This window comes from Streptomyces sp. NPDC107471 (assembly GCF_055582845.1).
The window spans coordinates 134,925-158,337 of the sequence record NZ_JBVJPC010000008.1 but is presented as its reverse complement, the minus strand read 5'-3'; the positions used below and the strand labels follow the sequence as shown (position 1 = coordinate 158,337).

General features: G+C 72.6%; 23 protein-coding genes. 13 read left to right on the top strand and 10 right to left on the bottom strand.

What is annotated here, in order from left to right; genetic code table 11:
* Window positions 1-40: 40 nt before the first annotated feature.
* Window positions 41-709, top strand: a complete 669-nt coding sequence (locus tag ACZ66S_RS26535) for a YceI family protein (RefSeq protein WP_469904027.1) — start codon at window positions 41-43, stop codon at window positions 707-709.
* Between the two features lie 77 nt (window positions 710-786).
* Here ACZ66S_RS26535 and ACZ66S_RS26530 read toward each other — a convergent pair whose 3' ends face one another.
* The gene (locus ACZ66S_RS26530) at window positions 787-2,187 is read right to left on the bottom strand and encodes a cytochrome P450 family protein (protein ID WP_469904026.1); all 1,401 of its coding nucleotides are present in this window, start codon (window positions 2,185-2,187) and stop codon (window positions 787-789) included.
* 156 nt (window positions 2,188-2,343) lie between these two features.
* Window positions 2,344-3,426, bottom strand: a complete 1,083-nt coding sequence (locus tag ACZ66S_RS26525; protein WP_469904025.1) for a glycoside hydrolase family 53 protein — start codon at window positions 3,424-3,426, stop codon at window positions 2,344-2,346.
* A 264-nt stretch (window positions 3,427-3,690) separates the two neighbouring features.
* Here ACZ66S_RS26525 and ACZ66S_RS26520 point away from each other — a divergent pair, with 264 nt between their 5' ends.
* The 3 genes from ACZ66S_RS26520 to ACZ66S_RS26510 all read left to right on the top strand — a co-directional run bounded on the left by ACZ66S_RS26520 (window position 3,691) and on the right by ACZ66S_RS26510 (window position 6,175).
* On the top strand, window positions 3,691-3,996 hold the full coding sequence (locus ACZ66S_RS26520; protein WP_469904024.1) for a helix-turn-helix domain-containing protein: 306 nt from the start codon (window positions 3,691-3,693) through the stop codon (window positions 3,994-3,996).
* Complete coding sequence (locus tag ACZ66S_RS26515) at window positions 3,993-5,516, top strand: helix-turn-helix domain-containing protein (RefSeq protein ID WP_469904023.1); 1,524 nt, start codon at window positions 3,993-3,995, stop codon at window positions 5,514-5,516. The genes ACZ66S_RS26520 and ACZ66S_RS26515 overlap by 4 nt, the downstream gene beginning before the upstream one ends.
* Window positions 5,517-5,599: 83 nt before the next feature.
* Window positions 5,600-6,175, top strand: a complete 576-nt coding sequence (locus tag ACZ66S_RS26510; RefSeq protein ID WP_469904022.1) for a transcriptional regulator — start codon at window positions 5,600-5,602, stop codon at window positions 6,173-6,175.
* 14 nt (window positions 6,176-6,189) lie between these two features.
* On the opposite strand, the gene ACZ66S_RS26505 is transcribed toward ACZ66S_RS26510, so the two are convergent.
* The 3 genes from ACZ66S_RS26505 to ACZ66S_RS26495 all read right to left on the bottom strand — a co-directional run bounded on the left by ACZ66S_RS26505 (window position 6,190) and on the right by ACZ66S_RS26495 (window position 8,904).
* Complete coding sequence (locus ACZ66S_RS26505) at window positions 6,190-6,984, bottom strand: S1 family peptidase (protein ID WP_469904021.1); 795 nt, start codon at window positions 6,982-6,984, stop codon at window positions 6,190-6,192.
* Between the two features lie 223 nt (window positions 6,985-7,207).
* Window positions 7,208-7,900, bottom strand: a complete 693-nt coding sequence (locus tag ACZ66S_RS26500) for a GNAT family N-acetyltransferase (protein ID WP_469904020.1) — start codon at window positions 7,898-7,900, stop codon at window positions 7,208-7,210.
* Between the two features lie 113 nt (window positions 7,901-8,013).
* Complete coding sequence (locus ACZ66S_RS26495; protein WP_469904019.1) at window positions 8,014-8,904, bottom strand: LysR family transcriptional regulator; 891 nt, start codon at window positions 8,902-8,904, stop codon at window positions 8,014-8,016.
* A gap of 154 nt (window positions 8,905-9,058) precedes the next feature.
* On the opposite strand from ACZ66S_RS26495, the gene ACZ66S_RS26490 reads away from it, so the two are divergent.
* The 7 genes from ACZ66S_RS26490 to ACZ66S_RS26460 all read left to right on the top strand — a co-directional run bounded on the left by ACZ66S_RS26490 (window position 9,059) and on the right by ACZ66S_RS26460 (window position 17,490).
* Window positions 9,059-10,093, top strand: coding sequence for an alcohol dehydrogenase catalytic domain-containing protein (locus tag ACZ66S_RS26490; protein WP_469904018.1), 1,035 nt, complete (start codon window positions 9,059-9,061; stop codon window positions 10,091-10,093).
* A 31-nt stretch (window positions 10,094-10,124) separates the two neighbouring features.
* Window positions 10,125-11,207: a flavin monoamine oxidase family protein gene (locus ACZ66S_RS26485; protein ID WP_469904017.1), complete on the top strand. Its 1,083-nt coding sequence runs from the start codon at window positions 10,125-10,127 to the stop codon at window positions 11,205-11,207.
* Entirely contained in the window at window positions 11,195-11,725 is a 531-nt protein-coding gene (locus ACZ66S_RS26480; RefSeq protein ID WP_469904016.1) for a DinB family protein, read from the top strand. The genes ACZ66S_RS26485 and ACZ66S_RS26480 overlap by 13 nt, the downstream gene beginning before the upstream one ends.
* A 67-nt stretch (window positions 11,726-11,792) precedes the next feature.
* Window positions 11,793-13,028, top strand: a complete 1,236-nt coding sequence (locus ACZ66S_RS26475; protein WP_469904015.1) for an MFS transporter — start codon at window positions 11,793-11,795, stop codon at window positions 13,026-13,028.
* A 223-nt stretch (window positions 13,029-13,251) separates the two neighbouring features.
* Window positions 13,252-15,498 carry an MMPL family transporter gene (locus ACZ66S_RS26470; RefSeq protein ID WP_469904014.1) on the top strand — a complete coding sequence of 749 codons (2,247 nt, stop codon included), beginning with the start codon at window positions 13,252-13,254 and terminating at the stop codon, window positions 15,496-15,498.
* A gap of 7 nt (window positions 15,499-15,505) precedes the next feature.
* Entirely contained in the window at window positions 15,506-16,804 is a 1,299-nt protein-coding gene (locus ACZ66S_RS26465) for a sensor histidine kinase (protein ID WP_469904013.1), read from the top strand.
* Window positions 16,801-17,490, top strand: coding sequence for a response regulator transcription factor (locus ACZ66S_RS26460; protein WP_469904012.1), 690 nt, complete (start codon window positions 16,801-16,803; stop codon window positions 17,488-17,490). Before ACZ66S_RS26465 ends, ACZ66S_RS26460 begins: the two co-directional genes overlap by 4 nt.
* A gap of 7 nt (window positions 17,491-17,497) precedes the next feature.
* On the opposite strand, the gene ACZ66S_RS26455 is transcribed toward ACZ66S_RS26460, so the two are convergent.
* The 4 genes from ACZ66S_RS26455 to ACZ66S_RS26440 form a co-directional block, all read right to left on the bottom strand.
* The gene (locus ACZ66S_RS26455; RefSeq protein WP_469904011.1) at window positions 17,498-18,238 is read right to left on the bottom strand and encodes an SDR family NAD(P)-dependent oxidoreductase; all 741 of its coding nucleotides are present in this window, start codon (window positions 18,236-18,238) and stop codon (window positions 17,498-17,500) included.
* Between the two features lie 172 nt (window positions 18,239-18,410).
* Window positions 18,411-19,229, bottom strand: a complete 819-nt coding sequence (locus ACZ66S_RS26450; protein WP_469904010.1) for an SAM-dependent methyltransferase — start codon at window positions 19,227-19,229, stop codon at window positions 18,411-18,413.
* A gap of 75 nt (window positions 19,230-19,304) precedes the next feature.
* Window positions 19,305-19,553, bottom strand: a complete 249-nt coding sequence (locus tag ACZ66S_RS26445; RefSeq protein WP_469904009.1) for a DUF397 domain-containing protein — start codon at window positions 19,551-19,553, stop codon at window positions 19,305-19,307.
* Window positions 19,550-20,425, bottom strand: a complete 876-nt coding sequence (locus ACZ66S_RS26440; protein WP_469904008.1) for a helix-turn-helix domain-containing protein — start codon at window positions 20,423-20,425, stop codon at window positions 19,550-19,552. The genes ACZ66S_RS26445 and ACZ66S_RS26440 overlap by 4 nt, the downstream gene beginning before the upstream one ends.
* A 304-nt stretch (window positions 20,426-20,729) precedes the next feature.
* On the opposite strand from ACZ66S_RS26440, the gene ACZ66S_RS26435 reads away from it, so the two are divergent.
* Window positions 20,730-21,128 carry an ATP-binding protein gene (locus ACZ66S_RS26435; protein ID WP_469904007.1) on the top strand — a complete coding sequence of 133 codons (399 nt, stop codon included), beginning with the start codon at window positions 20,730-20,732 and terminating at the stop codon, window positions 21,126-21,128.
* A gap of 1 nt (window position 21,129) precedes the next feature.
* Here the strand turns inward: ACZ66S_RS26435 and ACZ66S_RS26430 are convergent, their stop codons facing one another.
* On the bottom strand, window positions 21,130-22,437 hold the full coding sequence (locus ACZ66S_RS26430) for a PP2C family protein-serine/threonine phosphatase (protein ID WP_469904006.1): 1,308 nt from the start codon (window positions 22,435-22,437) through the stop codon (window positions 21,130-21,132).
* 159 nt (window positions 22,438-22,596) lie between these two features.
* On the opposite strand from ACZ66S_RS26430, the gene ACZ66S_RS26425 reads away from it, so the two are divergent.
* Complete coding sequence (locus ACZ66S_RS26425) at window positions 22,597-23,409, top strand: SAM-dependent methyltransferase (RefSeq protein ID WP_469904005.1); 813 nt, start codon at window positions 22,597-22,599, stop codon at window positions 23,407-23,409.
* Window positions 23,410-23,413 lie beyond the last annotated feature (4 nt).

Here is a 23,413-nt window from a genome sequence, read left to right as displayed (position 1 = left end):
GGCTTGCGGCGACAACTCCCGTGCAGTAATTAGGTGATGTATGAACTTGTTCAACCGTGGCACCATGTTCCGTCGCACGGACCGCACGGAAACCGCCGATGTTTCCCAGCCCCCCACCGGGTCGTCGGCCACTGCCACAGCCGTCCTTCCCGACCCGGGACTGGCGGCCCTGACCGGGGAATGGGCCATTGACCCCGCACACAGCAGGATCGGCTTCTCGGTACGCCACGCCATGGTGACCACCGTGCGCGGGGCGTTCATGGAGTACCAGAGCCGCCTCTACTTCGACGGCCGTGACCCGTCCCGTTCGAAGGCGGAGATCATCATCTCCACGGGCAGCGTCGACACCGGTGTGGAGCAGCGCGACGGCCACCTGGTGGGGCGGGACTTCCTGGACTCCTCGACCTACCCGCGCATGCGGTTCGTCAGCACCGCCGTGGAGCCCGTCGGCCCGGACGTGTACCGGATGACCGGCGACCTCACCATCAAAGCGACCACCCGGCCCGTGGTCCTGGAACTCACCTACATCGGCCATGTCACCGACCCGTTCGGCTACCAGCGGGCCGGCTTCGACGGCACCACCACCATCAACCGCTCCGAGTGGGGCCTGACCTACAGCACGAAGCTCGCCGAGGGCGGGGCCATGGTCAGCGAGAAGGTACGCCTGCAGTTCGACATCGCCGCCATCCGCACCCCTCCGGCCGGCTGACCGGCAAGCCCCCCACGCACGAGGAGCGGGCCACGGACTCGACCGAGTCCGTGGCCCGCTCCGCCGTTCCGGGGACGTCAGCGTCCGCGCACCAGCCCCGCCAGATAGCGCCACAGCGAGGAGCGCGGCCGTGCGGCGGCGGCGTCGTCGGCCGGAGCCGACTCGGCCGAGGCGGGCAGCGGGGGGAGCGGTGGCACCGGCAGGGCCGGCGTGCCCGAGAGGGTCCAGCGCACCGGCAGCGACCGCAGACCGCGCATGAACGGCGAAGAACGCCACGGCAGTTGGTCGACCGGCAGCGACAACTCCAGCCCGGACAGCCGCTCGAAGAGTCTGCTCACGCCGATCGCCGCCGCGCCCCCGGCCAGTTCCCGGGCCGGGCACTGGCGCGGCCCGGCACCCCAGGACAGATGGGCCCGCGTGCTGATCGTCGACTCGGGGCAGACCTTCCCCGCGAACGCCGGATCGGCGTGCGCGGCACCGACCGACACCCACACCGGATCGCCCGCCGCGATGGTGTAGTCGCCGAGCCGCATGTCGTGCACCGGGAACCGCGGCACGAAGTTGATCAGCGGCGGCTTCTGCATCACCACCCGGTTCATGGTCTCCCTGATCAGACCCGCCGACAGACTGGCGCTCGCGGGGAGGTTGCCGGTGATGACCTCGACGACCGTGTTGGAGATCAGGATGCCGACATGGTCGGAGGTCATCCCGAGCAGCATCATCAGCTCGCGCGACAACTCCTCGACGCTCAGGCCGGGATGGGAGGCGAGCAGATAGGAGGGGAAGTCGTCGCCGGGCTCCTTCATCTTCAGGGCGCCGAGCTCCGACAGCGTGCCGAGGAGCCGCTCCAGGGCGGGCCCCGCGTCCGGCCCGGCGTCCAGCACCCGCCACATGTCCATCAGCGCGTCGTCGTGCTGCGAGCCCGGGAAGCCGAGCAGATGACTGGCGACCATGAGCGGCAGCGGCCGCGAGAACTGCGCGGACAGATCCGCCCAGCCGGTGCGACCGCCCTGCGTGAACAGCGAGATCAGTTCGTCGGCGTCCCGGGTGATCTGGGCCTTCAGCCGCTTGGCCACCGGGTGCCGGGGGTCCTGGAAGGGCCGCAGCGCGGTGTCCCAGGCCACCTTCAGCCCGCGATAGCCCTCACCGCCCTGGATCAGCACGTGGTTGACGTCCAGCGAGGGCGCGAGCGGCCAGTCCTCGGGCAGCCGGCCCTCCCGCCGGGCCCGCCAGTTCTCCAGCCCCTTCGGCCAGGCGTGGTCGTCGCGCAGGACCTCGTACGCCTCCTCGTAGCCCAGCACGAGCCAGACGGGGACCCCCAGCAGGTCGACCGGAGCGACCGGGCCGTGCGCCCGGCGCAGCCGCTCGTACACGATCGCCGGATCCCGTTCGTAGTCGCGGGTCATGAGCGGTTCGAGGCTCATCGACTCCAGCGACTCCTGGCCGGCCGCCGATCCACTGTTCAGTTGAACCCCCATGGCTTCCTTTCCTCGCTCAGGCGCTACGCCAGAGTAATGTGACCCCCCGCGCTGCCTCCATGGCGGGGGGTGATTACCGACCCGGTGCTCCGGGAAGCCGGGGAACGGCGAACGGCACCGCCCTGGGACGGTGCCGCCGCTGTGCGAAGTCGCCTGCTACGGCGTCCACTTGACGTTCGGGTTCACATTGCCGGTCCAGTTGAAGACGGCCATGTTGTCCCAGCCGTTGCCGCTGCCCGAGATGTCGGTCGGGTCCCAGCCGTTGCCGGTCACCGCGTACCAGGTGGGCTCCCAGTAGAAGACCCCGATGGCGCCGTTGCTGCGGGCCGCGTTCTGCACGGCGGTGAAGTTGTCCGCCTGGCCCTGCCAGGTGAGCGGGTAGCCGGAGCAGCCGGTCGTGATGGAGTTGGCGGTGCCGTCCGCGTTGGCCGAGGTGAACGGGTAGGCGGTCTCGGCGATGACGACGTCCTTGCCGTACCGGGACTTCATGTCGGCCACGACACTGCCCATGTTGGCAATCGTGCCGTGCCACGGGCAGTAGTACGACAGCCCGGTGATGTCCCAGGTGACGCCCTTGGCCTTGATGCCGTCGTAGAACCAGCGGGCGTTGGCGTCACTGTCGGCGTCGGCGGTGTGGATGATCACCTGGGTGCCGCTGTTGCAGGCCTTGGTCGCGTTGTAGCCCGACTTGAGCAGCAGACTCAGGTTGGCGAAGTCGTTGTTGACGACCTTGCCCTCGTTCCACAGCATGCCGACGTTGATCTCGTTGCCGATCTGCACGCTGTCCGGGGTGGTGCCCTGCGACTTGAGGCTGTTGCAGACGTCGTACGTGTAGTTGTAGACGTCGGTCTGCAACTGGCTGATGGTGTGCCCGGCCCATGCCGCCGGCTTGTTCTGGTTGCCCGGGTCCGCCCAGGTGTCGGAGTAGTGGAAGTCGACCAGCAGTTGCAGCCCCTTGGCCTTCACCTGCTTCGCGTACGCCAGCACCTTGGCCTTGTTGTTGTAGCCGCTGGCCGGGTTGTTCCAGACCCGCAGGCGGACGTAGTTGACGCCGAGGCCCTTGAGGATGTCCAGCGGGTCCCTGGCGGTGCCGCTCGCGTCGTAGTACTTGGCACCGAGGTCGAGGGCGCGCTGGGCGGTCGACACGTCGGCACCGCGCATGGTGAGCGTCCCGGCGGCGGAGGCGCTGGTGGACGTGGTGAGCAGGGACGCGGGCAGGGCGAGGGCCGCCAGCAGCATGGCAACCCTCCTCGGGCGACGCGGACCTTTGACGGTCATACCGACCTCCTTGTCTGACATGACCATGTGAAAGAGCGTCCGTGAACGTTCACAGTAAGGAGGGAGGGCGGGGCTGTAAATACAGTTGTCGGCAGCGTTTCACGAGGCTGAAGCTGTGCCTTCTCGCCCAAGGGGATGTGTACGTACACAGAATTGATCGAGCCCGTGACTCTCGCTATGCGTGTCACGCATGAGGGGTGCGTCCGGAGTGGTAGGTTCCCCGCCATGCGGATGACGCTCGACGAGCGGGTGCGGTCGGCGGTGGCCGCCCTCCTGTACGCGACCGGTGAGTCGCAGACGGAACTGGCCTGCGCGCTGGGCGTGAGCCAGGCGCAGGTGAGCCGCCGTCAGTCCGGCACCGCCGCCTGGAGCCTGGCCGACTGCGACGCGGTCGCCGCCCACTACGGCATCGACCCGCTGGACCTCCTGGCCGGTCCCACCAGGGCGACCGAGACGCTCCCCGCGCAGCGGCGCCGGGCCCCCGGCCGGGTCGTACGCCCCGCGGCCGCTGCGGACGGGGGCGCCCGATGACCGACTTCGACGCGATCGACGCACTGCTCGCCGAGGCGAAGCAGGAGGTCCCGCTGCCGCCGGCCGAGGAGCGCCGGGCCCTGCGCGAGGAACTGAACGTCTCGCGCTCCCAGCTCGCCAAGGCCCTGAACGTCGGCGCCTCGACGGTGAGCGGCTGGGAGTCGGGGCGCGAGCCGAGCGGGGAGGTACGGGAGAAGTACGCGTACTTCCTGGAAGGCGCACGGACGAAGCTGGCTGCGGCGGACCCCGCCGACCAGGTGGCGGACTCCGGCGACCAAGTGGCGGATTCCGCCGACGAGGTGACGGATGCTGACGGCGAGACCGCGGGCGTCGGGGGCGAGGCGGGTCTGGACGACGTCGACGTGCTGTCCGAGCCGCGCCCCTGTGTCCTGTGCGGTCGGCCGGCGCGGCACCAGGTCGAGGGCTTCCCGCAGCATCTGGACCCCGCCGACTGCGCCGCGCAGGAGCCGGTCAGGCCGGTGACCCCCGCGCCCGCAGCGCCGCCGTCCGGTCCCGTCCCTTCCGCCGCGCGGGGTGTCAAGGTCGTCCCCGCGGGACGCCGGGTCCAGGCGGCCGACACCCCGGACCTGATCGGCGCCGCCGTGGCGGCCGCGCTCGACCAGCACTCCGGTGACGTGGAGGCGGCGACGGCGGCCCTGGTCAAGCGGGCCATCCCGGACGCGATGGCGCTCCTCGACGACAGCCGCAAGGGCGGCCGGTACGACGTCGTCGCCCACCCCTGGCTGCCCGACATCCTGCGCAAGCAGTCCGCGCGCGGTGCCGACCAGATCTGGGAGGCCCGCCCCAAGTGGACCCGGCCCGAACTGCCCCCCGGCGAGCACGAGGTGACCGCCCTCGACGTCAACGGCGCCTACCTGTCCGCGCTCAAGACACATCTCCCGATCGGCCAACTCGAGCACTCCACCGACGGCGAGCACGACCGCCGCCGCGCCGGCGTCCACCTGATCACCCCGGCCGCCTGGGACCACGACGCCTACCTGCCCAACCCGCTGGGCAGCCGGGACGAGCCGGGCCCGCTGTGGGTGACCGAGCCGACCCTGCGCCTGCTGCTGCGCCTGGCCGGCCCCAAGTACGGGCTGTGCGACCCCCCGCAGATCCACGAGTCCTGGACCTCCGGCGCCACCGAGAACCTCCTGGAGAAGTTCCGCATCGCCCTCAAGGACGCCCGCGACCGGGCGATCGCCGAGGACGACGAGGTGACGCTGGAGTACGTGAAGGCCATGTACAGCAAGTTCGTCTCCACGATGGGCGAGTCGAACTACAACCGGGAGCTGTACCGCGCCGACTGGATGCACCTCATCCGCTCCCAGGCCTTCGTGAACCTGTGGTGGAAGGCCCACCGCGCCTACGACGAGGGCCTCGTGGTCGTCCGCGCGATGGGCACCGACGAACTGCACGTGACCGGTGACTGGCGTGCGGTGTTCGCCGAGGGACGCGGTGTCACCGAGGTCAAGGTGAAGGACGTCTACACCGTCGGCGCCGAGCCGCCGAACGCATGAGATCCCCGGGCGGTAGCCTCTGGTTGCGCCGCGGTGCAGGTCGGCGACCATCCTTGGAACAGCGGCGGGCGTGAGGAGACGGGGTGCCGGAGAGGAACATCGAGTTCGGGAAGTACGGGGCTCGGGGCGTCAGGGGACACGAGGCCGTGGCCCGGCAGCTCGACGCGCTCGCCACGTTCATCGCCACCCCCGTCACCACCCGGCGCGGTCTGCTGGCCCGGCTGCACTACCTCACCCGCACCGAGCACGCCCGGGCCGGCGCCCGCGAGGCCGGTCTCACGGTCACCGACCGCACCCTGCGGGCGTGGCTGGAGGAGCGCCGCAGTCCCTCGAAGCGCAACCTGGAGAAGATCGAGAGCGCCTACCGGGCCGTGCGCCGGCAGAACGTGGCGCGGTACCTGCTCGTACGCCTGAACCGTGAAGGCCGCGGCACCCGGGTCGAGTTCCACCCGCTGAACCAGAGCCAGGTGCCCCGGCCCCGCCAACGGGCCGTCGAGTACCGCACCCTGAACGTCCGTCAGTGGGACCGCGTCGTACGGGCCTGGGCCGCGGGCGACGACGCCGCGCTCGACGAAGCGTGGGTCAACGACGTCGTCGTCGATCTCGGCAGCCAGTGGGGAGAGTACGAGTTCGTCACCGCCATCGGGTTCGCCGCCTGAGACCTGTGTGTGCGTCAGCCGGTAGGGATGCCGAGATCCCCGGCGACCGAGTCGGCGCGGACGAACACCGACACCGGGTACTGCTCGTCGCAGTACTTGTTGCCGGACGACACGATTCCCACCACCTTGCCGCCGCTGATCAGCGGTCCGCCGGAGTCGCCGGGGCAGATGCTGTCGGTGGTGCCGGGGCGGGGCATGCCGCACAGCATCGCGGCGGGGTCGGTGTCGGGCTCGGTGTAGGGCCGGCAGGCGGCGAGGGGGGAGAGGACGAGCTTCGTCCGCTTGAGAACGGTCCCGTTGACGCCGGGCCCGGTGCGTCCCCAGCCGAGCACGGTGGCCTTGCGGCCGTCGGCCACCAGTCGGCCGTCCCGGGGGCCGGCCACCGGGATCGTCCGGTACGGCATCGGCCCGTCCAGGGTCAGGACCGCGGCGTCATAGGCGGTACCGGGGCCGCCGTACCGCGAGTCCAGTCGGGCCGAGGCGACCTGCCGCTCCGTGCCGCCGGTGCCGTCCACCCGGGTGCGGCCCCCGATGACCGTCAGCGCGGTCACGTCGCCGGCGTTCTGCACGCAGTGGGCGGCCGTGAGCACCTGGGTGGGCGCGATGAGGGTGCCGCCGCAGAACTGGCTGCCCTCGAACTCGATCAGCATGGCGTACGGCCGGGCCTTCGTGCTGGTCGGACCGCCGCCCTTGATCGCGGAGGCGGGAGCGGCGGTGGACCAGAACGCGGCCGCGGCGAGAACGGCGGTGGTGGCGACGGCGGCGGCGCGCGTTCCGGAACGGGTTTTTCTGGCAGCGCGGATCGGCATGGTGGTTTCCCCCTGGACTGCTCGGCGCGGGGCGTGAACCGGCCCGCGTGATGTGGTCGGTGGGGAGGACGAGCAGCGGGGGTCCGACGGTTGCCGGGAGCACCGTGTTCCGGTTCGCGTGTGCGGTCCGGTCGGGGGAGCACCGTGTTCCGGTCCGCGTGTGCGGTCCGGTCATGGGGGCGCGGGACCGGGTGCGGGCTCCTGATCGTCACCCGCGCGAGTCTCACGGCGTGCGGAAGCCGCGGAAGGACACCTGCCTGCGGGTCTCGAAGCCGAGCCGTTCGTAGAGCGCGATCGCGGCGGTGTTCTCCTCGGCCACGTGCAGGAAGGGGCGTTCACCGCGGGCCAGGACGCGTGCGGTGAGCGCGTTGAGCAGGCGGGCGGCGTGGCCCTGTCCGCGGGCCTCGGGGGCCGTGCAGACGGCGCTGATCTCGGCCCAGCCGGGCGGCCGCAGCCGTTCGCCCGCCATGGCGACGAGCCTGCCGTCGACGCGGATGCCGAGGTAGGTGCCGAGTTCATGGGTGCGCGGCAGGAACGGTCCCGGCCGGGTCCGCGCGACGAGGTCGAGCATCTCGGGCACATCGGGTGTGCCCAGTTCCACCACACCGGTGTGGGCGTGCTCGGCCCGGTCGGTGCCGGGCCCGATCATCTGGCGCCCTTCGAGGGCGAAGACCGGCGCCCAGTCCGGCGGCGGGGTGCCCTCGCCGCTGAACAGGTCGGCGAAGGCGCCCGGGCCCAGCAGCCGCGCCAGGTCGTCCCAGTCCGCCGCGTCCGGAGCGGGGGAGACGGCGGCGAAGGTGGCGACGTCGGCCAGATAGGCGGCGGCCCGTCCGTGCCGACGGGCCAGGTCCGTGTGGTGGCCGCGCAGGGACGACCCCACCGGATCGTCGAGTACGGCCGCGTCCCCGCTAGTCATCGTGCTGTGCCTTTCTGGGACCGACGCCAGACATCCGGAAATGCTATATCGCCCCGGAATTCCCCGACAGCGGGTCCCGGGACGCCGCCCGGGCTCGCAGGACATAACCTCCGTCAATCGCCCACGGCTTCGTCGGCCGGCTTCGCGAGAGCGGCCACGAAGTCCTCCAAGTCGGCCGCGAGCGCGGTGCCGTTGTCCCAGACGGCCTCGTACGCGATCTCGACGGGGGCCCCGGCCCGGACGAGGGGACGGCAGTTGCCGTGGTCGTGCGTGATCTTCGACTTGGGCAGCAGCGCGGCGCCCACACCCATCCGCGCCCACTCGTCCAGCACACGGTAGTTGGACGCTTCGCCGGGATAGGCGCGCAGCGGCAGGTCGTGGCTGCGGAAGAGCTCGGTGGTGAAGGTCGTCAGCCCGCACGTGTCCGGTACGAGGATGTAGGCGGCGTCCGCCGCGGCGTGCAGCTCGACCGGGCGGTCGGTGCGGGACGCGGCGGGGTCGATCACGACGACCGGCTCGCGGGAGATGACTCGGCGCCGGAACGTCGGCATGGCCTCCACGGCCGGCACGAGGAGCACGTCCAGGCGGCCGGCCCGGAGGTCCTCGCGCAGGTGGGTGAGGTCCGCCTCGCGCAGGACCAGGTCGCGCGGCCGGTCGAGGCCGCGGGCGGCGTCGAAGGCCCGGGCGACGAGCTCGGCGCCGATCAGGGGCGAGACGCCCATGCGGATGGTGTCTGGGGCGGGGTGGGCCAGCCGCCGTGCCTCGGCGACGACCGAGTCGAGGGCGTCGAGGGCCTGGTCGATCATGGGCAGGACCCGCGCGCCCTCCGGGGTCGGCTTGACCCCGCGCGGTGAACGCTCGAACAGCGCCACGCCGAGCTCCTGCTCCAGCCGGGCGATGCCGTTGGACAGGGCGGGCTGGGTGACCCCGTAGGCCCGCGCGGCCGCGCTGAACGACTTCGTCGTGGAGACGGCCCGGGCGTACCGCAGCCCTTCGATGTTCATGCTGATCCCGTCATAGCCATAACGTTCAGTTATACCCCCATTCCTTGTGATCCTCTACCGGGATTCTCACCGGCGCTTTACGGTACCGGCGGAGCACACGCGCGAGATTCGCGAATTCCCCGTCCCCTTACTTTTCCCCCGAGGTGAGATTTCCGTGTCCCAGGATGCCGACCGAGTCCACCGGGCCGCGCAGGTGGCCGAGCCCGGGGCGGCCGTGCGGGTCGTCCCGGTGCGGGAACGGTCACCCGAGGCCGGCGAGGTACGGGTCGACGTGGCGGCCGCCGGCATCTGCGGCGCCGACATCGGCACCGTCCGCGATCCGGCCCCGGCGGCCGGTTTCCCGATCACGCCGGGCCACGAGGTCGCCGGTGTGATCGCCGAGGTGGGCCCTCGGGTGCGGGGCTGGGAAGTGGGGGAGCGGGTCGTCGTCGGCTGGTTCGGCGGCGGCTGCGGGCACTGCCCGGCCTGCCGGGTCGGCGACGTCGTGCACTGTCCGGAACGGAGGGTGCCCGGCCTGTCGTACCCGGGCGGATGGTCGAGCACCGTCACGGTCCCCGCCACCGCTCTCGCCCGCATCCCCGAGGGCCTGTCCGCCGCGGAGGCGGCACCCTTCGGCTGCGCCGCCGTCACCACCTTCAACGCCCTGCGGCACTCCGGCGCCGGGCCGGGCGACCTGGTCGCCGTCCTCGGCATCGGCGGTCTCGGTCATCTGGCGGTGCAATTCGCCGCCGCGATGGGCTTCGAGACGGTGGCCGTCGGCCGGGGGGCGCAGAAGGGGCCCCTCGCGGCAGAACTGGGCGCGCACCACTACATCGACGCCGAACAGCACGACCCCGGGGCGCTGCTGCGCAAGTCCGGCGGGGCGCGGCTGATCCTGTCCACGGCCTCCGGCACCGGGCCGCTGGCGGAACTGGTGGACGGGCTCGCCCCGCACGGACGGCTCACCGTCGTCGGCTTCGACGGGACCCCCCTCCAACTGCCCCTGGCCCGACTGGTCATGGGCGCCCGCAGTGTCACCGGTCACCTGACCGGCAGCCCGGCCGACACCGAACAGGCCATGCGATTCGCCGTCGCCACCGGCGTCAGGCCCTGGGTGCGGACCGTCCCGCTGGAGCGGGCACAGCAGGCGCTCGACACCCAGCAGAAGGGCGAGGCCCGTTTCCGGATGGTTCTCACCACCGGCGACTGACCACCCGCACACGACAGAAGGAGAGCCGCGCATGCCCCAGCACGACGACCACGACATCGTCGTGGTCGGTGCCGGAATCGCCGGTCTGGCCACCACCTCGGCCCTGATCGCCGCCGGGCGCGACACCGTGTGCCTGGAGGCCCGGAACCGCGTCGGCGGACGTCTGCTCAGCACGCCCGCCCCGCCCGGGGCGCTCGATCTCGGGGCCACCTGGTTCTGGGACGGGGAGAGGCGGGTCGCGGACCTCGCCGCCCGGCTCGGCGTCGACACCTTCGCGCAGCACCTCGCGGGCGACACGCTCGTCCAGGACGCCGGCGGCGTACGACGGCTGCCCGGCAACCTGATCGACGGCCCCGCCCACCGCTTCGCGCTCGGCGCCGGCAGCCTCGCCGGTGCCCTCGCGGCCGAACTGCCCGCGGCCGCCGTACGACCCGACAGTCCCGTCACCGCGGTCCGCCCCCTGGCCACCGGCGGGCTCGAGGTCCGTACGCCGGACTCGGTGCTGCATGCCGAGCACGTCGTCATCGCCGTGCCTCCCGCGCTCGCCGTCGCCCGTGTCGACTTCGGCTCGCACCTGTCCGCCGAACTGGTCCGACTGGCACGGTCGACCCCCGTGTGGATGGGCGCGGTCGCCAAGGTCGTCGCCCGCTACCCGGCCGCCTTCTGGCGCGGCGAGGGACTTGCCGGGGCAGCGGTCAGCAGGACCGGCCCCTTGCAGGAGGTGCACGACATGTCCGGGCCCGACGGACGGCCCGCCGCACTCTTCGGCTTCGCCCCGGCCCAGGCCGTCGGCCCCGGATTCGAGCAGGCGGTGACCGGCCAACTGGCCCGGCTCTTCGGCCCGGCCGCGGCCGATCCCGAGGCGCTCCAGGTGCAGGACTGGAGCGGTGAGCGCTGGACCTCCCCGCCCGGCGTCCACCGCCCGGCCGACCACTCGCTGTTCGGGCACGCCCGCTACCAGCGCCCCGCACTGGACGGCAGACTGCACTGGGCCTCGACCGAGACGGCCGCCCAGTACGCCGGACACGTGGAAGGCGCCCTCGCCGCCGCCGAACGCGCGGCCCACGCCGTCCTGACCGCCACCACGAAGGAGGCCGACTCATGCTTCGAATAGACGCGTTGCTGCGCGAGTACGACCGGGCCCGCGCCTACACCGACGACCTGTGGCGGGACCTCACCCCGGACGAGGTGACCTGGCGGCCGCACGAGAACTCCAGCGCCATCGGCTGGCACCTCGGCCACCAGGCCCATGTCGCCCACTTCATGGTCCGCAACCTCACCGCGGCCGAGCCCAGCCCGGACCCGGAACTGGACGCGCTGATGGACTCGGCCAACCCGGAGAAGTTCCGCGGCACACTGCCCACCGTCGCCCGCCTCACCGAGTTCCGCGGGACCGTCGCCGAACGCGTGCACGCCAGGATGGGCGACATCGCCGCCGGCCGGGTCGGCGCCCCCGCCCAACTCACCCTCGTGGCCACCCACTTGCTGACCGTGCTCATCAACCACGAGTACCAGCACGACCAGTGGATCGGCGAGGTCCGCTCCGGCGACCTCGGCCACGCCCTTCCGCCCGCCCCCGACAGCGCGTACCTGCGCCGTGTCGACGGCTACCTCGTCGTCGACGTCCCGTGACCGAGGGAGAGACCCACCCCATGACCCAGGGAGAGAGCCCGCCCATGAGCCAGGGAGAGACCCGCCCGTGACAAGCACCGCCCCGGACCCCACCGGCACGCCCCCGCGGTCCGAGGCCCAGCGCCGCGTCCTCACCGTCCTGGTCGGCAGCCAGATCCTCAGCGGGGCCGGGCTCGCGGCGGGCATCACCGTCGGGGCCCTGCTCGCCAAGGACATGCTCGGCTCCACCGACCTCGCGGGCCTGCCCAGCGCGCTGTTCACCGCCGGCTCTGCGCTCGCCGCCGTCACCATCGGCCGCCTCTCGCAGGCCCGGGGCCGCCGGCCAGGGCTTGCCGGCGGATACCTGGCCGGCGCCGTCGGCAGCGCGGGCGTCATCGCCGCCGCCGTCGCGGACAACGCCGTGCTGCTGTTCGTCGCCCTGTTCGTCTACGGCGCCGGTACGGCCACCAACCTCCAGGCCCGGTACGCCGGAGCCGACCTCGCCGCCCCCGCCCACCGTGCCCGTGCCGTGTCCACCGTGCTGGTCGCCACCACCCTCGGCGGTGTCGTCGGCCCCAACCTCGCCGCACCCACCGGCGACCTCGCCGAGGGCCTCGGCGTCCCGGCCCTGGCCGGACCGTTCCTGCTCTCCGGCACGGCCTACGCGCTGGCCGCCCTCGTCCTCGCCGTGTGGCTGCGTCCCGACCCGCTGCTGCTGGCCCGCACCCTCGACCGCCAGGAGCGGGCGGAGACACCCCCGGCCGCCGCGAGCAATCCGCGAGGGCTGATACCGGGCGCGCTGACCATGATCCTCAGCCAGCTCGTCATGGTCGCGATCATGACGATGACACCCGTGCACATGCACGACCACGGGCACGGCACCGCCGCGTCCGGGCTCGTCATCGCCGTCCACGTGGGTGCCATGTACCTGCCCTCGCCGCTGACCGGCCGGCTCGTCGACCGGCACGGCCGTACCGCCGTCGCCGCCGCCTCCGGCCTCGTCCTCCTGGCCGCCGGAATCACCGCCGCCGCGGCGCCCGAGGACTCCGTGGCGCTGCTCGCCCTGGCGCTCGCGCTGCTGGGCCTCGGCTGGAATCTCGGCCTGGTCTCCGGCACCGCGATGATCACCGACGCGGTGCCCCTCGCCACCCGGGCCAGGACCCAGGGCATGGTCGACGTCTCGATCGCCGTCGCGGGCGCCACGGGCGGCCTGTCCTCCGGACTGGTCGTGTCCGCCGCCGGATACCCCGTCCTCGCCCTGACGGGCGGCATCCTCGCCCTCGCCGTACTGCCGGCGACAGTGGCCACGGCGAGCAGCCGCTGACGGGGAGCGGCACACCGCCGGTCGACGGCGGCCCCAGCGCGTTCCACGGGTTCACGGCGGCGCGTAGTGCGTACGCACCAGGACCCGAGTGCGGCTGGTCCCGGTGCACCAGGGCAGGTCGGCGACGCGGGACGATGTCCGGCGGGGCGGCGAAAGGAAGGGTTGGAGGCGTGCGCAATCCCGCGCCTTCCCCCTGCCTAGCGGCGTCTGGAGTGATCGACAGGTGGCTACTTCTCTCTACCGGATCGGACGGTGGGCCTTCCGGCGGCGCCGCCTCGTGGGCGGTCTGTGGCTCGGCGCCCTGCTGCTCGCCGTCGCCGCGGCCGCCCTGGCGCCGGCCGGCGAGGACGAGGACCTCGCCATGCCCGGCACCGAGTCGCAGAAGGCGTTCGACCTGCTGGACGAGCGCTTCCCGCAGAGCAACTCCCAGGGCGCCGAGGCCCGTCTGGTGTTCCAGGCACCGGCCGGACAGCGGGTGACGGCCGCGGAGAACAGGGCTGCCGTGAAGGACGCCCTGCACTCGCTGGACGGGGGCCGGCAGGTCGAGTCGGCCACCGACCCCTACACGACCGGTGCCGTCAGCGAGGACGGCACCATCGCCTACTCCACGATCACCTACACCGCGGACGCCGTCGATCTGACCGCGTCGACGAAGAGCGCCCTCGAGGACGCCGCGGGCCGGGCCCGGGACGCGGGGCTGACCGTGGAGATCGGCGGCTCGGCCCTGGACGCGGAGGAGTCACTGGGCGGGACGACGGAGCTCATCGGCGTGTCGGTGGCGGCCGTGGTGCTGGTCGTCGCCCTCGGCTCCCTGGTCGCCGCCGGACTGTCGCTGCTGACCGCCTTCGTGGGCGTGGCCATCGCCTTCGGCCTGGTCTCCGCGCTGACCGTGCCGCTGGGCCTGACGTCCACGGTCGCCATCCTGACGCTGATGCTGGGGCTGGCGGTCGGCATCGACTACGCGCTGTTCATCACCTCCCGCTTCCGGGACGAGCGGGCCCGGGGCAGCGAACCGGAGGAGGCCGCCGGCCGGGCGGTGGGCACCGCCGGATCGGCGGTGGTCTTCGCCGGCGCGACCGTCGTCATCGCCCTGGTCGGCCTGGGTGTCGTCGGTATCCCCGAGCTGACCAAGATGGGCCTGGGCGGCGCCGGTGCCGTGGCCCTCGCCGTACTCGTCGCCCTGACCCTGGTCCCCGCGCTGTTCGGCTTCTTCGGCCGACGGGTCCTCTCCCGCGCTGTCCGTAGGGCCGAGCGGCGGGGCGGCACGCCCCCGGTGCCCGGCAGGACCGCCCGGGCCGGGCTCGGCACCCGGTGGGCGCGGTTCGTGCTGCGTCGGCCGGTGGCCGTGCTGATGGTCGCCGGACTCGGGCTCGGCGCGGTGGCCCTGCCGGCGCTGAGCCTCGAACTCGGGCTGCCCGGTGACGAGTCCAAGTCGGTGCAGACCACCCAGCGCCGCGCCTACGACCTGCTGTCGGAAGGGTTCGGCCCCGGCTTCAACGGCCCGCTGACCCTGGTCGTCGACATGTCGAAGGCCAAGGACACCCGGTCCACCACCGACCGGGTCGCCCGGACCGTACGGGCGGTGGACGGGGTGGCGTCCGTCGGCGATCCGGTGCTCAACCGGGCCGAGGACACGGCCGTGCTCACCGCCGTCCCGCGGACCGCGCCGAACAGCGGCGAGACCAAGGACCTGGTGCACGCGATCCGGGACGTGGTCCCGGGCGTCGAGGCCGACACCGGCGCCGCGATCCTGGTGACCGGCACCACCGCGCTGAACATCGACATCTCCGAGGCCATGTCCGACGCCCTCGTCCCCTATCTGAGCGTGGTCATCGGTCTCGCGGTGCTCCTGCTGATGGTGGTCTTCCGTTCGGTGCTGGTCCCGGTCAAGGCGGCCCTCGGCTTCCTGCTGTCGGTGGGCGCGGCCTTCGGCGTCCTCGTCGCCGTCTTCCAGTGGGGCTGGGCGGCCGACCTGATCGGCATCGAACAGACCGGGCCGGTCATGTCCCTGATGCCGATCCTCATCATCGGCATCGTGTTCGGCCTCGCCATGGACTACGAGGTCTTCCTCTTCACCCGCGTGCGGGAGGCGTACGTCCACGGCGCGTCCCCCGGCGAGGCGCTCGTCCACGGGTTCCGGCACAGCGGACGGGTGGTGGCCGCGGCGGCGATCATCATGGTGAGCGTGTTCGCCGGGTTCATCGGGATGAACAACCCGACCATCCAGACGATGGGTGTCGGCCTGGCCGCCGCCGTCGCCTTCGACGCCTTCGTGGTCCGGATGGCCTTCGCCCCCGCGGTCCTCGCCCTGCTCGGCCGCCGGGCCTGGTGGCTGCCCCGTATCCTGAACCGCGTGCTGCCGAACGTGGACATCGAGGGTGAGGCACTGAGCGGGCGCGTCCCGGCCCCCGCGGCCTCCGGGACCGGGTCCGACGCGGCGGTACGGCGACTCCCCGTCGGCCGGGACTGAACAGGCCATGACACACACGGCGGGCGGTGGCCCGCGACCACGCGGCAGGTGGTGGCGGGAGGCAGCGGTCACGGCGACGGCGTTCGCGATCTGTCTGCTCGGGGGAGTCGTGCAGGACGACGGCAGCACGCTGTCAGCGCCCTCCGCCGCCGCCTACCTGGTCGCCGTGGTGTCCTGTGCCGTGCTTCCGGTACGGCACCGGGCACCCCTGGCGGCCATGGCGGTCACGACCGCGAGCGCCGTGCTGGGGCCGTTCCTCGGCCTGCTGCTGAGCCCCCTCATCGCGGCACCCGCCGTGATCACCGCCTACTCGTACTCGCTCACCGCGCGCACCGAACGGCGCGCGGCGAGCGCGGTCGCGCTCATCTCCGCGGCACTGCTGGTCGCCTCGACCCCCTTGTTCGGGGCCCTGTCGTGGCGGGACGCCAGCAGGGTGGGGGCGGTGGCGGCCTTCCCGCTGGTGGCGGGCGTACTGGGGCGCTCGGTGCAGAACCGGCGGGCCTACCTGGCGGCCATGGAGGAACGGGCCCTGCGGGCGGAGCAGAGCCGGGACAGCGAGGCGCGTCGCAGGGTGGCGGAGGAACGGGTGCGCATCGCCCGGGAACTGCACGACCTGGTGGCCCACCAGATCACCCTGGCCAACGCCCAGGCCACGGTCGCCGCCCACCTCTTCGACACCCGCCCGGAACAGACCCGCAAGAGCCTCCACGAACTCGTCGCGACCACCAGCGACGCGCTCGACGACCTGCGGGCCACGGTCGGGCTGCTCCGGCAGTCCGGGGACACGGCCGCGCCCGCCGAACCGGCGCCCGGGCTGTCCCGGCTGCCCACGCTCCTGGAGTCCTTCCGCCGCGCGGGGCTCGAGGTGTCGGTCCATGACGAGGGCACGGCCAGGCCGCTGCCGCCGGGTGCGGACCTCACCGCCTACCGCATCGTCCAGGAGGCCCTGACCAACGTGACCAAGCACGCCGGAACCGGCACCGCCCGGGTCGGTCTCGCCTGGAGCCGCGACGGGGTGACGATCACCGTCGCCGACGACGGAGGGGGTGCGCGTACGACGGAGACGGCCTCCACGGGTGGGTCCCCAGGGGCCGACCGGTCGCCCGGATACGGCCTGATCGGGATGCGGGAACGCGCCACCGCGGTCGGGGGACACCTCTCCACGGGCCGGCGCCCGGAAGGCGGCTTCCTCGTCTCCGCCCGGCTGCCGCTCCCGCCCGCCAAGGACACCCCGCCCGCGACGGACACCAGGGACGCGGCCGACGCGGTCGCCGGCGACGCAAGGACGACGGAGGAGACGCCGTGACGCTCAGGGTGCTGCTCGCCGACGACCAGGCGCTGCTGCGCGGTGCCTTCCGGATGCTCCTGGACTCCGCCGACGACATCACCGTGGTCGGCGAGGCCGCCGACGGCCGGGAGGCGGTACGGCTCACCCGGGAGCTGCGCCCGGACGTGGTCGTCATGGACATCCGCATGCCCGAGGTGGACGGTCTCACCGCCACGGCACAGATCTGCGCGGACCCCGAACTGCGGGCCAGCCGCATCCTGATCCTCACCACCTACGAGACCGACGAGTACGTCGCCCAGGCGTTGCGCGCCGGGGCCGGCGGCTTCATCGGCAAGGGCATCGGGGCCGAGGACCTGCTGACCGCCGTACGGACGATCGCCGACGGCGACACCCTGCTGTCACCGGCCGCGACCCGGTCCCTGGTCGCCCGCTTCCTCGCCACACCCGAGGACGTCCCCTCGCACCACCCCGAACGGCTCGCCGTGCTCACCCCGCGCGAACGCGAGATGGTGAGCCTGGTCGCCACCGGCCTGTCCAACCAGGAGATCGCCGAGCGGATGTTCCTCAGCCCCTTCACCGTGCGCGCCCACGTGCAGCGCGCCATGACGAAACTCGACGCCCGCGACCGGGCCCAACTCGTCGTCATCGCCTACCGGACGGGCCTGGTCCAGGCCGCGCCCGAGAGCGGCACCGACCGGAAGTAGCCGGGCCTCAGGTCAGGTTCAGGCCGCCGTCGAGCACGATGACCTCGCCCGTCAGATAGCCGCTGCCGATCACCGACGCCACCAGGTCGGCCACGTCGGCGGGCCGGGCCGGGCGGTGCATCGGAGCGCGCTCCCGCCACAGTTCGTGCGCCTGTGCCCAGTCCTTCGTCATCGGCGTGTCCACGAGGCCCGGTGCCACCGCGTTCACCCGTACGTCGGGCCCGAGCGCGGCCGCGAGCAGCCGGGTCACGTGGTTCAGCGCCGCCTTGCTCGCCGCGTAGGGCACCGAGGACCCCTTGGGCCGTACGCCGGCGTGGCTGGTGATGTTGACGATGCTGCCCCCTCCCGGTGACTGCCGTAGTGCCGGCAGGGCCGCGGTGCACAGCAGCCAGGGCGCGATGAGGTTGACCTCCAGCAGCCGTCGCCAGTCCTCGGCGGTGGCCGCCGCGAGGTCCGCGTGCGGGATCGGCCAACTGATGCCCGCGTTGTTCACCAGCACGTCCAGCCGCCCGAAGCGGTCCAGCGCCCGCCCGACCAGCCCGCGGGCCTCCTCCTCGACGCCGAGATCCGCCTGGAGGTACGCCCCGTCGAGCTCCTCCGCCAGCGCTCGTCCGGCCTCCGCGCTGCGCCGCGAGTGCACCACGACCCGGGTCCCGTCCGCCGCGAGCCGCCGTGCGACCGCCTCGCCGATCCCCGACGTGGACCCGGTGACCAGGGCGACGGGCCGGTCTCCCGCTTCGATGCTCATGGCAGTCGATCCTGCCACGGCACGGCCGGGACCCGCCCCGGGGTCAGACCGACCGTCCGCGTCCCCAGGCGGCCAGCGGCTGGAGCGCCCTGCTGCTGCGCTGACGGCCGCCGACCGCCGGGGCCGGCCGGCCGTGCGGGTGCGCGCGGGCTCCCGCACGGCCGACGCCGCGTCACCGCTTGATGCCCACCCCGGCCCACGCGCTGACCTCCGCGTCGGTGAGCTCCGGGCCCGGGCCCTGCGGGTCGTCGGGGCGCCAGCGGTGGGTCAGGGAGATGCCCGGGTCGAGCAGTTCGAGACCCTCGAAGAAGCGGGCCACCTCCGCCTGGCTGCGGACCTGGGCACGGGTGCCGGCGGCGGCGTAGATGCCGACGAGCTTCTCCCACAGCTCCGGGGCGAAGTCGCCGGTGCAGTGGCTCACGGCCAGCGCGCTGCCCGACGGCAGGGCCTCCAGGAGGCGGGAGACGATGCCGTACGGGTCCCAGTCGTCCGGCACGAAGTGCAGGATGGCGTTGAGGGACAGGGCGACGGGCCGGTTAAGGTCGAGGGTCCTGGCCAGCTCGGGCGAGCTGAGGATCGCCTGGGGGTCGGTGAAGTCGCCCTGGACGTACGCTGTGCGGCCTTCGGGCGTGTTGCGCATCAGGCGCTCGGCGTACTTGAGGACCAGCGGGTCGTTGTCGGCGTAGACCACCCGGGCCTCGGGTGCCACGGACTGCGCGACCTGGTGCAGGTTCGGCTCGGTGGGGATGCCGGTGCCGATGTCCAGCCACTGGCGGATGCCGTACTCCCGCGCCAGGACCCGGGTGGCCCGGTGCATGAAGGAGCGGATCTCACGGGCGCACGTGAAGATGCCCGGGTAGGTGGCCGCGACGGTCTCGGCCGCCTGCTTGTCGACGTCGAAGTGGTCCTTGCCGCCGAGGTAGTAGTCGTACATGCGGGCGGAGTGGGGCCGGCTGGTGTCGATCTCCCGCGCGGCGTGGGAGTTGGTCATCCTGTCCCTTTCAGGTGGTGTGCGTGGGGGTGTCGGGCAGGTCGCTGCCGGGGCAGGTCCGGCTCGGGTCGTGGTTCAGCCGGCCGTGAGGTGGTCGGCGAGGCCCCGCTTGACGCCCGCGACGAACGCGGCGATCTCCTGCGGGGTGTAGATCAGCGCGGGTCCGGCCGGATCGGTCGACTGCCGCAGCGCCACCCGGCCGTCGGCCAGGAGCTTGGTCTGCACGCACTGGCCGCCGTTGGGCCCGCTCCACGGGGACTCCCAGCCCTGCTCGCCGAGTTCGGTGGCCGGCATCCCGTTGTAGACGTGACAGTCGGTGGTCATGAGTACTCCTTGCGCATGCGGTTCAGGAGTGTCTTGCTGTCCGCGTCCGAGGTCAGCAGGGACATGCGGTTGTGCGCCTCCAGGTGCGCCGCCACGTCGGAGCGCTGGTCCAGGTACATCGCGCCGGAGAGGACCTCGGTGTAGACGACGTCCGGCAGTTCCGGCTCCTCGAAGCGGAAGTAGGTGAACGGCGCGCACGCGCCCACGTGGGCGCCGGCCGTGAACGGCACGACGTCGACGCTGACGTGCTCCAGCTCCGAGACCTCCAGGAGGCGTTCGATCTGCTCCCGCATGACCTCGGGGCCGCCGACCACCCGGTGCAGTACGGCCTCCTCCATCACCACCCACAGCGTGGGCGCCTCGGGTCTGTCCAGCAGGCTCTGGCGGCGCAGCCGCAGGTCCACCCGCCGGGAGAGGTCCTCGTCGGCCTCGTGCGGGAAACCGCCGCGCAGGACGCCGCGCGCGTAGGCGTGGGTCTGCAGCAGCCCCGTGACGTAGTGGGGTTCGTAGGTGCGCAGGGTCCTGGCGCCGGCCTCCAGGCTGACGTACGCGCTGAACCAGTTCGGCAGGACGTCCCGGTACGTGTGCCACCAGCCGGGCTCGTTGGCCCGCTCGGCGAGCACGACGAACTCGTCGATCTCCTGCCGGTCGGCCCCGTACGTCTCCAGCAGCTTCTCCACGTAGAGCGGCTTGAGGGCGACCTCGGCCTTCTCCAGGCGGCGGATGGTCAGGGACGTCACCCGCAGCGCCTTGGCGGCGTCCTCCAGCGAGGCCCCCGCACCCTGGCGCCGCTCCTGCAGCCGCCGGCCGAGGATCATGCGCAGCACGGTGGGAGCGCTGGTACCACCCGTGCCCGTACGGCCTTCGCTCACGTCCTGACCTCCTGAGGGGCTGTCATCGGCACGAGTCTGACAGCGACTTGCTGACGCGACCAGTTGGATATCGGCTTTCTGAAATTATCAGGGAGCTGGTTGCAGGTTGAACTTGGGTGCGAGCATAGTTACTTGTGTGAACCGTGCCGCCGAACGCGCGCACAGTGACGTCAACCGTCCCTACCCGCGGGCGTGTTGGCAAGCCCCAGCCCCCGATGCGTCTCGCCCGGCCGCGCCGCCGCCCCCACGGAAGGCCAACACCGTGTCCCCCCACACGACCTCGTCCCCTCAGTTGTTAGACGCCGTGGACCAGGAACGAACCCACTGGATAGAACTTCCCGCGCACCGCTCCAGCATCGGGGTCGCCCGCCGCTCCGTGGGAAACCGGCTCAAGGCCTGGAGCCTGCCGGGCGAGCTGTGCTCGGACGCCGTCCTGCTGCTGTCCGAACTGGCCACCAACGCCGTGTGCCACACCCTCAGCGCCCGCATCCTGTGCGGCATCGGACTGGTCACCGACGGCATCCTGCGGCTGGAGGTGCACGACCACGACCGTTCGGGTCCCACGCTCCGCCGCTGCCGCGCGGGCCTCGACGACGAGGGCGGGCGCGGTCTGTTCCTGGTCGAGGAACTCGCGGACACCTGGGGGGTGGACCGTTCGAGACTCACCGGCGGCAACGCCGTCTGGGCCAATCTGACGGCTTGAACTAGTCCTTGGAGGGCGTGAGTTCGGCGAGCAGCAGGGTCCGGTCGTCCGCGCCGGCCGGATCGGAGGGGGCGTGCAGCAGCCGTCGGCACAGGGCGGGGAGCGGATCGTGGTCGACGGCCGCCGCGTCGAGGGCCTGGGCGAGACGGGCGATCTCGTGGTCTATGTCGGCGTCCCGGGACTCGACCAGGCCGTCGCTGTAGAGCACGAGCAGGGCCGGGTCCTCGATGTGCAGCACGGTCGGCTCGTAGGTGCCCGCGGCGAGACCGAGCGGCAGGCCCGCGCCGGCCAGCGTGACCGGAGCGGTCCGGCCGTCCGGTCCGCGCAGCAGCGGGGGCGGGTGTCCGGCGCCCACCAGGGTGCAGGTGCGGTGCCGGGGGTCCCACTCGGCGTAGATGCAGGTCGCGAAGGAGGCGCCCGGGGTGTCGCTGGCGAGCGCGTCGAGCCGTCGTACGAGATCGGCCGCGGGGATGTCGAGGCCCGCCAAGGTGCGTACGGCGGTGCGCAGTTGGATCATCGCCACGGCGGACTCCGGGCCGTGCCCCATGGCGTCGCCGACGATCAGACTGACCCGGTCGCCCGGCCGTCGGAGCACGTCGAACCAGTCACCGCCGATGATCGAGCCCTGTCCGGCGGGCAGCGAGCCGTGCGCGATGCGGCAGCCCACGCCCTCCTGGATCGTGCCCGGCAGCAGGCTGTTGCGGATGGCCAGGGCGGTGCGCCGCTCGTGCTCGTAGCGGCGCGCGTTGTCCAGGGCGACCGAGGCCCGGGCGGCCAGCGACTCCACCGCGGCGACCTCGGCGGTCAGGAACGGCCCGCGGTCCGGGCCGCGGGAGCAGGCCACGAAGCCGATCGCGCCGCCCCGCAGCCGCAGCGGCACCACGAGGAACGAGCGGGTCTTGAGGAGTTCGCCGATGCGCGCGTCCTCGTCGGCGGAGGCGGCGAGCCGCTCGGCGGTGTGGTCGTCGACCGCGTCCAGCAACTGCGCGTGCCCGTCGACCAGGGCGCGGGCGTACGGCGTTTCGCGGGGGAAGACGAGCACCTCGCCGACCGGCAGGGTGCGCTCCCACGACTCGGGCGCGTCCGTGCCCACCCGCAGGGCCAGTCGGCGCGCCTCGATCTGGGCGGGGTCCCCGCCGGCGTACGTGGTCTCCTCGCGCCGCCACCGCTCCAGCAGGTACAGCGACGCCGCGTCGCAGAAGCCGGGTGTCAGCGCGTGCACGACATGGCTGCCGGTCAGCCCCAGGTCGAGCTCCGAGCCGATGACGTCGGCGGCGGGGGAGAAGACCGAGCGGCGGGGCTGGGGCATGGCGGTGGGGGTGTCGTCGGAGCGGCTGTGCGGTTCGTTCCGCAGGGTCGTGGTGCCTTTCCGGGTGGGGGTCCGGGCGCCCGGCGCAACTGATCGCCGGACCTCACAGGGCAACTATATGATGGAGCGTCAAGTACCTTGGTGGGAAAGGACGTTCTGGTGACCGACAGGGATGCTCTGCCGCCAGGGACCGATCCGGACAAGGCGAGCGTAGCCCGGATGTACGACGCCTTGCTGGGTGGGGAGCACAACTTCGCCATCGACCGGGAGGCGGTCGCGGCCGTCACGGCCATCGACCCCCAGGTGCGGGCGCTGGCCCGGGCGAACCGCGCCTTCCTCGGCCGGGCCGTGCGGTTCCTGGCGGACGCCGGGGTGCGCCAGTTCATCGACCTGGGCTCGGGCATCCCGACCCAGGGCAACGTCCACGAGGTGGCCCAGTCGGCGCACCCGCAGGCCCGGGTGGTCTACGTCGACAAGGACCCGGTGGCCGTCGCCCACAGCACCACCCTGCTCGCCGACAACCCGCGCGCCGACATCGTCGACGCGGACATCCGGCGGCCGGCCGACGTCCTGTCCTCGCCGCAGGTGCGCAAACTGATCGACCTCGACCAGCCGGTCGCCGTGCTCATGGTCGCGATCCTGCACTTCGTCACGCCCGAGGAGGACCCGGCCGGCATCGTCGCCGCCTTCCGGGACGCCCTGCCCGAGGGGAGCTGGCTGGCGCTGTCCCACGCCACCAACCAGGACCGGCCCGACACGGCCGCCGCGGTCACCCAGCTCTACCGTTCCCGGGCCACCTCACCCGTCACGGCCCGCACCCACGACGAGATCCAGGCGCTGTTCGCCGGGTTCGACCTGACGGAACCCGGCCTGGTCCACGTCCCGTTGTGGCGCCCGGACGACGGTGAGGACGTCCCGGAGAACCCGACGGAGTACTGGGTGTACGCGGGCGTCGGCCGCAAGAGCGGGTGAGGGC

Bases quoted from the DNA above. Each gene is read 5' to 3' on its own strand.
- ACZ66S_RS26500 (WP_469904020.1), bottom strand. From the start codon at position 7,900: ATGACTAGCGGGGACGCGGCCGTACTCGACGATCCGGTGGGGTCGTCC.
- ACZ66S_RS26535 (WP_469904027.1), top strand. From the start codon at position 41: ATGAACTTGTTCAACCGTGGCACCATGTTCCGTCGCACGGACCGCACG.
- ACZ66S_RS26525 (WP_469904025.1), bottom strand. From the start codon at position 3,426: ATGCTGCTGGCGGCCCTCGCCCTGCCCGCGTCCCTGCTCACCACGTCC.
- ACZ66S_RS26455 (WP_469904011.1), bottom strand. From the start codon at position 18,238: ATGAGCATCGAAGCGGGAGACCGGCCCGTCGCCCTGGTCACCGGGTCC.
- ACZ66S_RS26530 (WP_469904026.1), bottom strand. From the start codon at position 2,187: ATGGGGGTTCAACTGAACAGTGGATCGGCGGCCGGCCAGGAGTCGCTG.
- ACZ66S_RS26485 (WP_469904017.1), top strand. From the start codon at position 10,125: ATGCCCCAGCACGACGACCACGACATCGTCGTGGTCGGTGCCGGAATC.
- ACZ66S_RS26495 (WP_469904019.1), bottom strand. From the start codon at position 8,904: ATGAACATCGAAGGGCTGCGGTACGCCCGGGCCGTCTCCACGACGAAG.
- ACZ66S_RS26465 (WP_469904013.1), top strand. From the start codon at position 15,506: ATGACACACACGGCGGGCGGTGGCCCGCGACCACGCGGCAGGTGGTGG.
- ACZ66S_RS26515 (WP_469904023.1), top strand. From the start codon at position 3,993: ATGACCGACTTCGACGCGATCGACGCACTGCTCGCCGAGGCGAAGCAG.
- ACZ66S_RS26480 (WP_469904016.1), top strand. From the start codon at position 11,195: ATGCTTCGAATAGACGCGTTGCTGCGCGAGTACGACCGGGCCCGCGCC.
- ACZ66S_RS26450 (WP_469904010.1), bottom strand. From the start codon at position 19,229: ATGACCAACTCCCACGCCGCGCGGGAGATCGACACCAGCCGGCCCCAC.
- ACZ66S_RS26520 (WP_469904024.1), top strand. From the start codon at position 3,691: ATGCGGATGACGCTCGACGAGCGGGTGCGGTCGGCGGTGGCCGCCCTC.
- ACZ66S_RS26445 (WP_469904009.1), bottom strand. From the start codon at position 19,553: ATGACCACCGACTGTCACGTCTACAACGGGATGCCGGCCACCGAACTC.
- ACZ66S_RS26430 (WP_469904006.1), bottom strand. From the start codon at position 22,437: ATGCCCCAGCCCCGCCGCTCGGTCTTCTCCCCCGCCGCCGACGTCATC.
- ACZ66S_RS26505 (WP_469904021.1), bottom strand. From the start codon at position 6,984: ATGCCGATCCGCGCTGCCAGAAAAACCCGTTCCGGAACGCGCGCCGCC.